This is a genomic window from Pseudobdellovibrionaceae bacterium (assembly GCA_023898385.1).
Lineage (GTDB): Bacteria > Bdellovibrionota > Bdellovibrionia > Bdellovibrionales > UBA1609.
On sequence record CP060220.1, the window covers coordinates 859,806 to 871,624 of the forward strand.

General features: G+C 47.6%; 8 protein-coding genes and 1 tRNA gene. 4 read left to right on the plus strand and 5 right to left on the minus strand.

What is annotated here, in order from left to right; all coding sequences use genetic code 11:
- The first annotated feature begins 237 nt into the window (after positions 1-237).
- The gene (locus tag H6626_03680; GenBank protein ID USN48200.1) at positions 238-3,096 is read left to right on the plus strand and encodes a hypothetical protein; all 2,859 of its coding nucleotides are present in this window, start codon (positions 238-240) and stop codon (positions 3,094-3,096) included.
- Positions 3,097-3,570: 474 nt separating this feature from the next.
- Here the strand turns inward: H6626_03680 and icd are convergent, their stop codons facing one another.
- Both icd and H6626_03690 read right to left on the minus strand, forming a co-directional pair.
- Positions 3,571-4,896: an NADP-dependent isocitrate dehydrogenase gene (icd, locus tag H6626_03685; GenBank protein USN48201.1), complete on the minus strand. Its 1,326-nt coding sequence runs from the start codon at positions 4,894-4,896 to the stop codon at positions 3,571-3,573.
- 81 nt (positions 4,897-4,977) lie between these two features.
- The gene (locus H6626_03690; GenBank protein ID USN48202.1) at positions 4,978-6,441 is read right to left on the minus strand and encodes a hypothetical protein; all 1,464 of its coding nucleotides are present in this window, start codon (positions 6,439-6,441) and stop codon (positions 4,978-4,980) included.
- A gap of 281 nt (positions 6,442-6,722) precedes the next feature.
- Here H6626_03690 and H6626_03695 point away from each other — a divergent pair, with 281 nt between their 5' ends.
- Positions 6,723-7,043, plus strand: a complete 321-nt coding sequence (locus H6626_03695) for a cytochrome c (protein ID USN48203.1) — start codon at positions 6,723-6,725, stop codon at positions 7,041-7,043.
- A gap of 105 nt (positions 7,044-7,148) precedes the next feature.
- Here H6626_03695 and H6626_03700 read toward each other — a convergent pair whose 3' ends face one another.
- Together H6626_03700 and H6626_03705 are read right to left on the minus strand one after the other, a co-directional pair.
- Positions 7,149-8,357: a hypothetical protein gene (locus tag H6626_03700; GenBank protein USN48204.1), complete on the minus strand. Its 1,209-nt coding sequence runs from the start codon at positions 8,355-8,357 to the stop codon at positions 7,149-7,151.
- Positions 8,358-8,578: 221 nt separating this feature from the next.
- Entirely contained in the window at positions 8,579-9,010 is a 432-nt protein-coding gene (locus tag H6626_03705; protein USN48947.1) for a cytochrome c, read from the minus strand.
- 945 nt (positions 9,011-9,955) lie between these two features.
- On the opposite strand from H6626_03705, the gene lipB reads away from it, so the two are divergent.
- A complete protein-coding gene (gene lipB / locus H6626_03710) occupies positions 9,956-10,735 on the plus strand; it encodes a lipoyl(octanoyl) transferase LipB (GenBank protein USN48205.1) in 780 nt (259 codons plus the stop codon).
- Positions 10,726-10,802, plus strand: a tRNA-Val gene (locus H6626_03715). The genes lipB and H6626_03715 overlap by 10 nt, the downstream gene beginning before the upstream one ends.
- Before the next feature lie 12 nt (positions 10,803-10,814).
- Here H6626_03715 and H6626_03720 read toward each other — a convergent pair.
- Positions 10,815-11,732 (minus strand): hypothetical protein, encoded by a 918-nt coding sequence (locus H6626_03720; GenBank protein ID USN48206.1) that lies wholly within the window; start codon positions 11,730-11,732, stop codon positions 10,815-10,817.
- Between the last annotated feature and the right edge of the window lie 87 nt (positions 11,733-11,819).

The window sequence follows — 11,819 nt, forward strand, 5'->3', positions numbered from 1 at the left end:
TGACACACTAACTCCCTGTCATTATTTTAGTTTTTGGGTTAAAGGTATTTCCAATTATAATACGTGAAGTCAGTTACCTTTTGTTCTCATTTAAATCCGAGCAATAACCGGACATTTATTCGTCTCTAAATCTCATAATGAGACCGTTTTTTTGCCTCAAGTTTTTTGAAAAACTGCCGATAATATTTAAAGCTGAATAGAATTCTATCGTCACATTCAAACCCCCGAGGAACGTATATGTCTGATAAATTTGAAAAACCCATTACTAAAACAGCTGACAAGATTTATAGGACCGCTCTATCCATCTTGTTATTGTTCGGATCCGCATCATTGGTGTCCTGTCGACTCGGGGACAACGCCATAAGTGGGCAAATCAGCAATCCGTCACCGGGCGCCCCCGCAGGACCAGATCTTGTCCCTGATTCTTTTAGTTTCGTAAATCAGGATAGTGTAAAACAACTTTACCTGACAAAATCTTCGACCCAACAGGTTTCTGGAATTGATTCTCCCGTGAACCTGTCAATAAGTGGTAGTGGAGGAGCACCTTTCGAGTTGGGAGAGGTACAAAGCTACTTTGAGGACAGCTTATCTCTGGCACCATTTACGAGCAACGGCCATGCTTTTGAGTTTTCTGCAGATGGAACAAAAATGTATTTACTCAATGCCAACATTGGCAAAGTTTTGCAGTTCAGCCTACGAACACCGTGGAACATATCTAGTTCAACTTACGACAACATCTCCCTTGATTATTCAACTGAAGACACCAATGTGAAAGACCTCCGAATAAGCACTGATGGGCAACATCTGTATATCGTGGGCCGCTCATCTGTTAAGGTACACCAATACAATCTTTCATCCGCATGGGATTTATCAACGGCTCAGTATGATTCCCAATTTTTTGGAGTGTCCACACAAGACTCACTTCCCACGTCTATTCATTTTGGCGACAATGGTAGCAAACTCTATCTATTTGGCAGCTCAACTTCCCGTGTCTACCAGTACACCTTGCCGACAGCCTGGGATGTAAGCTCTGCCAGCTATGACTCAGTGAATATTGATTTATCAGGTTATGACATCGCCACCGGACATATTTCTCTAAAAAGTGATGGCAGTGAATTTAGTTTTTTTGGCATGTGGACTATGTCTCTCTACACATTAGCACTGGGTTCGAGTTGGGATCTCTCTTCAGCCAATCCTTCAGCATCCATATTCGGTGTTGGCTTTATGGGAGGGGGAAGTGTCAACAGCTACACGGTTTCGCCTAATGAGAACTATTTGTACATTCTTGGTGGCGGCACTAGTCGCAGCATCTTTCAATACTCACTCAATGTGACAGGTGACATTCAATCGATACTAGTACCAGATAACAAAAAAGCTCTAGGGCTGGGAGCTCTCAATGCTAACCCACAAAACATAGCCCTCAGCACTGATGGTAGCCGCCTATTTATGGTCGGCCCAGGTGTGATCTATCAGTTGGATTTATCAGTCCCCTTTGATATTCGCACAGCCATTTATAGCGGTGCTTCATTGAATGTGTCAGGCCAAGATTCTGGATCAGCCTCTTTAACTTTCAAACCTGACGGATCTAAACTTTATGTGGCTGGATATAGTAACGACCGGGTCTATCAATATACTTTAGGAACGCCTTGGAATATCACTACGGCCTCGTACGACTCAATCAATTTTTCCATCGCCAGCCAAGACGGGCTGCCCTATGGACTCGCGATTAGTAGCAACGGATCTAAGCTCTATATGCTTGGGCGCTCAAATAAGGCTGTTTTTCAATACACGCTGCCCACCCCCTGGAGTCTTACGGGTGCGAGCTACGACAGTGTCAGTGTGCCCGTTTCATCTATTGAATTTTTTCCGGAAGGTATTTCGCTTAGTAGCGACGGAAGTAAGTTGTATCTCACGGGTGAATCTTCAGATTCAATTCATTCATATACGTTGGCTACGCCGTGGAGCTTATCAACTGCAAGTCTCGATACCAGCGTGTTCTCTATTGCCACCGAGTCAGACAAGTCCCGAGATGTGGTCATAAGTTCTGATGGGTCGCAGCTTTACATACTAGACGACGACAATCTGGCGGTTTACCAATACACTCTCCAAAACGCCTTTGACCTTACCTCAACAACTAACCATGATATCCGCTCTGCGTCTGTCCTAAATCCTGAAACCAATCAAAGAACTTTATCGATGAAACCTGATGGCACTAAACTCTATCTGCTCGGCGCAAGCCGAAAAATCCATCAATATTCGCTCACAACACCTGGCGATCTAACCACCGCTGTTTACGATAATGTTTTAGTGGATGTGTCTGCCCAAGCGTCCCAACCGTGGTCACTCAAATTTAATAGCGATGGGTCAAAAATGTACATCCTCGATGCGATGTTCACACAGCTGGTTCTTCAATATAGCCTACCAACTCCATGGGACATCACTTCAGCCAGCTATGATGCAGTGGCTTTTGATGTGGGTCCAGAGGATATTAATCCCCGTGATATGGTTTTTAGTAGTGATGGCTCAAAAATGTGGCTACTGGGCATGACTTCTGGCTCCGTATTTCAGTATACACTCAGCCCTCCCTGGGACCTCTCATCGGCAAGTTACGACAGTGTATATTTTGATATTTCAAATGAGGTCACATCTGCTTATTCCATGCAGATAACTGATAGCGGAAGAAAAATGTTCGTCCTAGGAAGTAACGTTGTCAGCCAATACAACTTGGCTGATCCTTGGGATATTACCAGCTCGTCTTACAGCGGACAGTCCTTTACTGCTTCTATTTATTCAGAATCAATGATGCATTTCGAATTCAGCCAAGATGGCAACGGCCTATTTTTTCTTGGCAACACCCTTGATCGAATTTACAAGTACTCAGTTGGTCGAGGGGGCGACCCGGAATACCGCATTTGTACGGACGCTCAATGCAATGAGATCTTGTATGATTGGCGCAGCGACAGCTCTGGCGTCGTCAACAACAACAACTATATCCAATTGCGCCTGACCTCACCTGGAGCCGCCTCTCAAACCAACACCGCCACAATAAATATTGGCAATTACCAAACCACTTGGGCTGTCACCACAGAACCTTAAAGACCCCGGCTTCCCCTTATGGAGACAGTGCGTCGGGCGAGCCGCCTCGTCCTACCCACGGGCATCGGCGTCCTCCCGATGTGCATGGCGTATCCGGATTGCGTCACGAAAGTGACGCAATCCGAAGACGACATGCGGCCACTCGGGCCGGCGCCGATGCCCGTGGGTAGGACGAGGCGGCTCGCCCGACGCACTGTCTCCATAAGGGGAAGCCGGTGTCTTTAGCGACTTGTAATGAACATATATGATACGGGGATCATTAACATGGCCAATAGAAACCATAGTCCCACTAGCAGCGTGTATACAGGTATCCCCGCATCTTGAAGTTTGCTTAGCATCACTTACCCTCCTGTGCTTTGTACTCACTTCTTGTGTTGCAAGCAGAGGACCGGCAGTAAATGAAACTATGATCATTACATGTCGATGCTGATGTCTTTTTGAAACATTATGTTACGAGCTATGTAATGAAATCTCCTACATATGACGAATGACTGCCTGGCCGAACTCAGAGCATTTAATTTCTTGAACGCCCTCCTCGCCTTCTTGTCGCATCAATCGAGCAAAGTCATAGGTAACAGTACGCGCTTCAATGGCACCCATCATGCCTTTGATAATGAGTTCTGCGGCTTCATTCCATCCCATATGCCGTAACATCATCTCGCCGGATAAAATCACTGACCCTGGGTTCACCTTGTCTTGATCAGCGTACTTCGGTGCTGTGCCATGAGTGGCTTCAAAAACAGCGTGACCGGTTTTGTAATTGATATTACCGCCAGGGGCAATACCAATGCCGCCCACCTGGGCTGCCAGCGCATCAGACAAGTAATCTCCATTTAAATTTAAAGTGGCTATCACTGAAAACTCTGACGGACGAGTGAGCACCTGTTGAAGGGCAATATCGGCAATGGCGTCTTTAATCACAATCTTTCCGCTATTGATGGCCGCTTGCTGTTCTTTGTTCGCCGCCTCTTCGCCTTTTTCTTTTTTTGTACGTTCCCACTGGGACCAGGTGTAGGTTTTTTCTGCATACTCCCGCTCGGCCAGTTCGTAACCCCAGTTTCTAAATGCACCTTCGGTGAACTTCATAATATTGCCCTTGTGAACAAGAGTGACCGAAGGTTGTTTATTTTGAATGGCATACTCAATGGCTGAACGCACCAGTCGCTCGGTACCTTCTTTGGATACTGGCTTGATACCCACACCACAAGAATCAGGAAAGCGGATTTTTTCAAAGCGCTCTGGAAATGTAGATTTTAAAAACTCTAAGACTTTTGTCACATCCGGGCTGCCAGCTTTAAACTCAATGCCCGCATAAATATCTTCCGTGTTTTCACGAAAGATGGTCATGTTCACGTTTTCAGGAGTCTTTACGGGTGATGGCACTCCCGTAAAATACCGGACCGGGCGCAAGCACACATAAAGATCAAGAATCTGACGGATAGCCACATTCAACGACCGCATGCCTTCCCCAATGGGCGTGGTTAGCGGGCCCTTTATCGACACCAAATAACAGCGAAACGCCTCGATGGTGTCATCAGGCAGCCAATCATTAAACTTATTAAACGCCTTTTCGCCGGCATACACTTCAAACCACTGGATTTGCTTTTTCCGGCCGTAGGCTTTTTCCACAGCGGCATCAAACACGGCCTGTGAAGCTCGCCAAATATCAGGGCCCGTGCCGTCACCCTCTATGTAGGGCACGATCGGCCGATCTGGCACGTTGAGACGCCCATTTACTAAAGTAATAGGTTGACCGTTGGCAGGAACATTTAAATTTTTAAATGACGGGGATTGTGACATGATGAACTCCTTGATTGCACTCAAGGAGAATGACAAACCCATCTACTGTCGGTCAACGCCCTTTTTTTGTGAAACCCTTAGTCAGAGTGTCTCTGTGTCAGAGGCCGGGCAATACACGGGTTCTTCAGCCACTGGCTGAGTGGCACACCCGATTTGTTCTCGCGCCAAGGGATTTGCCAGAAGCAACCCTTGTATGCGCATTTCTATTGTGGGGTACTGAGCCATAGCCGCAGCACCATCTTGCTTTTTCTCTACTTTACACTGACTCCGCATCACGTTGGAATATCCAGCCCGATACTGCTCTGATGTCAACTCGGGACGATACCTTCGCATATACTCGGGCAACACTTCAGCCGCAAACCAGTCAGCCATCGCCTCTTTGATTTGATCGGAGCCGTGACAGAGAATGGGATTTTGCGCCCCCACTTGTTGATACCATTCCATTTGAGGAGGCTGCTGTGGCCCAGCCGGAAAACCTCGAAAATTAGGGCCCATGTGTGATGGTGGATAGGGCCACGGTGCAAAGGCCATGGGCGTGGGCAACATAAATACCCCTCGGCGCGCCGCAATGGAATCTTCAGATCGTAAACAGGACAGTACACCGGCAAAGGGATACTCCCTCTCAAGCACAAAAATATTATTAGCCCTTGAATACTTAAACCCTGGCTCGCTCCCAATAATACAAGGATCAATACTATGGGCCATTTCATGAGCCAAGACATGAACCAAATGAAACTCACTGTTGTTTACAAGTAGAGCCCCTTGGCAAACCTTGGCCACCAATTTGCCACTCACTTTATTGAAATAGGCCATGGGTAATACTTCACCATAGGCCGTCTTTTCAAAACCCTGAGGATGAGGCATGCCTGGAACATTGTAGCAATCGCCACCTTCTAAAGAAATACTGTTGATTCTCTGCGTGAGCGAATGGCGAAGTTCAGCGTCCCCAACGATAGCCGAAATTCGTCCTATAAGAAGCTCTTTAACGCGCGGAAAAATTTCACTTTGCAATCGCCTCTCAAGGTCGCTCACCTTACCCCGAGTTTGGTTTCGCACATAGCGAACACCCGCAGACTGTAGCGACTTAAATGTTTTGTGTTCTTTGATTCCACTTTGAGAATTTATAACAGGTATTGATGATGAAAAAGCCGGGGGCAAGGGCGCCCCTGCCATATGTCCTAAACGCGGAGGCTGCTGGTTTGTGGAAGACCGCAGCGGCAGTATTTCATCCACCAGAAGGTCTACGAGTTCATCGTTACTCACACCCGGCACAGCCGAAGTGGCCGATATTCGTGGCAGATCCTCTATTTTCTTTTGAAGTTCCTCTTGCAGCTGCTCTCGCAAGACATGAATATTTTCACCAAACTCAGAGCTTCCCAGTGAGGCAAAGGTGCCGTCATCAGGAGCTTCCCCTTCGCAGGAATATTCCACCATAGAGGAACATAAATCTTCGGCCCCCGCCGACAATGAAAATAACAAAACAAATGGAATGAAAAAAATAGACCTAAACAATGACCTTAAATGGCCGACCCTTTGGTGCTGCATGAATCCCCCCGGAAGATAAACCCTAACCTTGCTGAGGAAGATAGAAAGGCGCCGCCCTTTCTGTCAAAACTCCCTGCGGATCCCTCTAGGTTTTCCTCTGTTTTTATGAATTATTTACCTAAATGGAGGGGTGTCTTATATCTGATTATCACACCCATAAGTGAGTTTTCTGACTATTTGCTTTTTAATAGAGAAAACGATTTGGCAATCCCAGCGACCTGCGTTACCAGTGGGGCACAAAATATCTTAATAAGAAGAAACTCTGATAAGTGGGAGGACGTATGCGAGTCATTATCAGCTTAATTATTTTTTCTTTGGCAGTTCTGGAATTTTCCGTCAGTGAAGCCGCCGGCGACGCCACCCAAGGTGAACAAAAAGCCCAAATATGTGCAGCATGTCATGGGGCTGGCGGTATGAGCGCAAACCCTTTGTGGCCAAACCTCGCCGGTCAAAAAGATCAATATCTTCTGAAACAACTTAAGGCCTTTAAATCAGGTGAAAGAAAAGATCCATTGATGTCACCCCAAGCCTCCACGTTGACAGAAAAAGACATGGAAGATCTAGCCGCGTATTACAGTAGAATTTCTGCTTCGGGGCAATAGCCAGGGGCCGACTAATTTATATGCACGGCCTATGGGTCTAGCCTTACCACCACGGGTGAACCTCAAACCGGAATTACGCCGCTCCGGTCTCAATTTCTTTTGATTTTAAAACCAAGCGTGCATCACTAACCAATAGGAAGGATGAGCGGCTGGCGCATTTGATTTATCCAGTGATGGTGCTCCCACCTCAGCCCATTCTGCTCGCGCTAATATGTTGAGGTTGCTGTTGGCATAATGTTTAAAGCCCAGGCCTCGGCGGTGGAAACCGTCTCCCGTGTTTTCTTTATCCAGAGCTAAGAAGTCGTACTTAAAAATCATGGCCCACTTCTGGGTCAAATCCCAATTCAGTTGGGCATACCACCCCGCAGACTGTTTATCTTGGACGGCTGTCTTGAAGGCCGTGTCTGTCACAAGCCGAGTACTAGCGTTTGTTAGGAAGCCCAATTTGTCTTGATTCCAATTCTCCGTGACCACATGTTCAAATAACAATGCCCCCCTAAACAAGCTGTCCGTCAGGCGGTCCAATGACAATACGCCATATGCGGAGTAGGCCTTGAGCTCTTTATACCCTGGCACAGTGAAATAGCTCGAGCTGGCTCCTACATATCCCGGCAACGAGGGCTGCCCCCAACGGACGTTAAGCGAAGTTCCGGAGTGCAGCCCCAAATTAAAAGAAGAGGTGGGCGCATCTTTTTCAGAATCGAGAAATGCCCAGTCATAGTGTATAGTTTCGGCGACAGACCCCGACAACAGCACTCCAAAATAGTAATGGTTCCAGGTGGTGTTATTTTGCATGCGCACATAGGTGCGATGCTCATCAGTGAGTAGACCGAAGGGAAGTGGAAACTGTCCAACAAGTACATGCTCTATGGCACTTCCGGCTTTGCGACTCCAGAGAAGGTATGTGTCACGTAGGTTTTCTTCTTGAGTGAAGTTACCAAAGTTGTAACTGGCCACCACATTAAACTCAGTGCCGCTTTCATACTTTTGAACAGGCACATTGACAGACCCAATGACGGACATCCAATTGAACCCGCTACGTGTGGAGGTGTCTTCCATATTTTCGCCACCCATATAGATGGCCCTTAAATCGCCTTGAAAATTCTCATGCATGGAAAAGGGTGAGGACTTGAATGTTCGCGAACCGTAGAGCTTACCATACTGATTTCGAATGCCTCCGCCCGTGGGGCTTACGTGACAGGCCGCACAACTAATTAGGCCATGCTTGGCTGCATACTCTGGCCTCGCCCAAACAGACACTGATAGTAAAATGGCCCACAACACCAATACAACCTGGGTCGCGCGTTGTTTCATCTCTTCACCTCCACACCTAGCGCATATTGAATTTTCTAGAGACTTATTAAGACGGCCATAAGTAAGGCCACACACTTATCCCTGCTTTAGGTCACCTTTAATAGATTCTCAATCAAAAAGACCGAGACGTATCCTATTTGATATGTTGGGGTCTATTTGATTGAGAATCTATAAAATCTAACCCAAATCTGGGCGAATTCGTTGTCTTATTTATGGCCGCCTCAATTTAATCCTGAGAGGTACTCAGACATCTTCTCTATTTCTTCGTCTGTCAATGCGGCAGCCATCCCTTGCATAATAGGATTTACTCGCTGCCCTGAGCGAAAATTCTTAAGTTGATCCACTAGATAAACTTTTTGTTGTCCAGCCAGGTGCGGAAAATTAGGCACCATCGAATAACCTTTTAGGCCATGACAAGAAGAACACTTCTGCTCAAAAAGAACCTGCCCCGCACTGGGCGCAGGGGCATTCGCAGATTCTACAGGGCCTTTTGACGACTCGTCGTCCACCACTGATTCTCCCACTTGCGGCACCGCAAGTGGTTTTTCGGGGGTGGCCGCCGCAGCCAAGGCATCAGCCACACCCAAGCTTTTAACGAAAACCGTCACATCTTCCACGCCCGACTCACCCAATGGAGCTAACCAAGCGGGCATGGCGTTGACTCCTCCTGCGACCACCTTAGCGATATCTTCAAGAGAGCCCTCGCCGTGCATCCATTCGCCGTCACGCAGATTGGGCCCGACAAGACCCTTCGCATCCGGCCCGTGGCAACCTGAACAATTTTTCTTATAGATTTCTTCGCCTCGAGCCACCTGCTCCGGCGACAAGTCCTCGGTCAAAACAACTGCAGCAGAATTGGTAGGCTCAATCTCGGGGATCTCTAAATGGCCGTGACCCATACACCCCACAAGGGCGGACACTGCACACAACGACGCCAAAGTCACAGATAGATTTTTTAGATCCATTTACGTACCACCTTGAAATAAGAATTTCCTTTTACGGGTGCAATCACAAAGCCATTTGTGGGGCTTTCTTATCGCTATTTCAAGTGGCCCTGTCATCTCAAAATGTGTTCAGGTCTGAACAATTTACATAAGACAGCCCAATTCTGTAACCGCCCTTGTATACAAACGGAGCCCATCCGACCACATCCCACCGGCCCAGGACTAGGCAGCTCTATTTTTCTACCCCAGACAGAATCCTTGTAGCTGGCCCTCGCCATGTGCATTTAAGGAGTGCCCAAGCACTGATTTCATGGTGACGAAAGCTCCTTGCTTTGATGTCTGATCATAATTCGTCTCTCACCGGCGCACCTCGATTCACCCATTTACGGGACCCTAGCGCACACCGATTCCATTAGTGACCCTGAAATCCCTTACAGCAAGGCGCCTTAGACGTTCTTTGACCCCGAAGAGAGACACCCCATGAAGCCTTCAAACCACAGAACATTTTCGCCACAATGAAATCCGCGACTTGCCCTTTAGACGGCCGCCCCATACCTTTACGTACCACTTACAACTCTGGTAGGGATCATCCGAAAGAAAACAAGATTGAAGGACTCTCTTGATCAACTTAGACAGTGAGATTTGAATATACCTATGAGTGAACAGTTCGAGCCGCGCCCCTTTGATGGCAACCCTCTCAATCAAAACCCCTTGGCCACGGAAATAACCCGTGAGGGCATCCCCTCTCGAGGGTCAAAAAAACCCATGGGCTATTTTACCGCTGACTGGCAGGGCACTACCAGCTACATCACAGCCTTGAGCCTACAAGAGGGTATGCTGGAACAAGTGAAGCCCCAAAATCAGGGTGTGGTTTTGGGGCTCGAGCACCCCAAAGTGATCACTTTAGGGATCAGGGGCCAAATAGAAAAAGACCTTTACCGAACCCCGACAGAGTTAAAATCTGAAGGGTTTCAGTTGGCCTCAATAAGACGAGGAGGGCAGGCCACCCTACATAGTCCGGGACAGCTTGTCATATATCCCATACTCCCCATTAAAAACTGGGGGCTTGGTGTGCGGGAGTATATTCGTATTTTGGAGAATGTCTGTTTGACCCTGCTTGCAGACCTGGGAGTGAGCGCCACCACCCGGTGTGAGAAGCCCGGGATTTATTCAAGCAGGGGGAAATTGATTTTTTTCGGCGTGCAGATTTCACGGGGCGTGAGCTTTCATGGCCTGGCTCTTAATTTGAAAAATGACTTAAGTCTGTTTCAGAATATTCGAAGCTGCGGGCAAACCTGCGAAACTTTTGACCGATTGTCCGATCATGGCATTCGCCTGGAATCACAAACTCTCTTTGAGCTTTGGTGCAAAAGACTTGATGATCACCTGCGAAATAGGTTATCAAAGACTCACCTGAATCATGTTGGGATATAGCTCAGTTGGTTAGAGCGCCACGTTGACATCGTGGAGGTCAGCAGTTCGAGTCTGCTTATCCCAACCAATTTACAACGCCTTAATAGAGTTCCACACGATCGTTTTCTTTAAAACCAGATCCCGAATGGACAATGGCAATCGCGCCGTCTTGACCAAAATAACTCACCACTTCGATGGTGCCCTTCATGCGTCCCGGAGCTTGACCGATATAGCGGCCGTTTTCAGGATCAAACACTTCATCTCCCGTTTCGGTCACTTTCATGATATCGCCAATTTGCACGCCGGAGAGCCGACCTGCATTGACAAAAATACGCTCGCCAGACACGAGGGCCACGCGCCCCTCCCAATCCAGTTTATCGATGGCTTTCATGATAAGTACAGCAGCTCCGTTAAAGGCTTTTTTTGCCGCCGCCAGCACCAGGTTAGGATCATCTTCAAGAAACCGATCACTGTACGTGTACTCGGCGACCCGAGTGGTGTAGGCCTCCACCGAAGCACTTCTTGATGTTGAGAGAATCTCTCTCCCGTTGCGAGCCGCGACCACTCGTATTCGAACGGTGACATCGGTTCGGGCTTTGATCTTACGAATGATCCCAATCTCGTCACCAATTCGCTGAGCTTTTACTTCTAAAATTTTTCCTTCGATGATGGCTGAGATTCCCATGTTTTTTGCCACTGCAGCGATTTGCTCTAAGTTATACTCGCGCCGTTCGTTGATGTATTTTCCTAAGTCATGGGGCATATCGCTGTTGTTGACGATCACAAAACTTTGCGACGAATACAAGTTTTGGATCAGCGTGCGACGGGCCACTTCCGCCACCTTATCCGACCGCGTGGTTTTTTCATCTAAAAAGGGAGGCACAAGTATTCGTTGCCTGAGTGGAGCTCCCTGTCCGCGCGCTTGATGGGTGACCGGATACACTGGCACTTCCACAGCATCGCTGCGTTGCAAATCGGTGAGACCACAAGCCGGCAGTAGAGAAAAAACCAAACTCAAAAACAGCCATTGTGAATACGAAAAAACAGTATGTTTCATGTTTTTAGGATAGCAAAGTTGAAGCAAAAGCCAAACGCCATTCAGGTC

What these genes read in the sequence shown, in the direction of transcription:
- H6626_03680 (USN48200.1), top strand. Translation starts at nt 238, where the DNA reads ATGTCTGATAAATTTGAAAAACCCATTACTAAAACAGCTGACAAGATT.
- icd (USN48201.1), bottom strand. Translation starts at nt 4,896, where the DNA reads ATGTCACAATCCCCGTCATTTAAAAATTTAAATGTTCCTGCCAACGGT.
- H6626_03690 (USN48202.1), bottom strand. Translation starts at nt 6,441, where the DNA reads ATGCAGCACCAAAGGGTCGGCCATTTAAGGTCATTGTTTAGGTCTATT.
- H6626_03695 (USN48203.1), top strand. Translation starts at nt 6,723, where the DNA reads ATGCGAGTCATTATCAGCTTAATTATTTTTTCTTTGGCAGTTCTGGAA.
- H6626_03700 (USN48204.1), bottom strand. Translation starts at nt 8,357, where the DNA reads ATGAAACAACGCGCGACCCAGGTTGTATTGGTGTTGTGGGCCATTTTA.
- H6626_03705 (USN48947.1), bottom strand. Translation starts at nt 9,010, where the DNA reads ATGCCCGCTTGGTTAGCTCCATTGGGTGAGTCGGGCGTGGAAGATGTG.
- lipB (USN48205.1), top strand. Translation starts at nt 9,956, where the DNA reads ATGAGTGAACAGTTCGAGCCGCGCCCCTTTGATGGCAACCCTCTCAAT.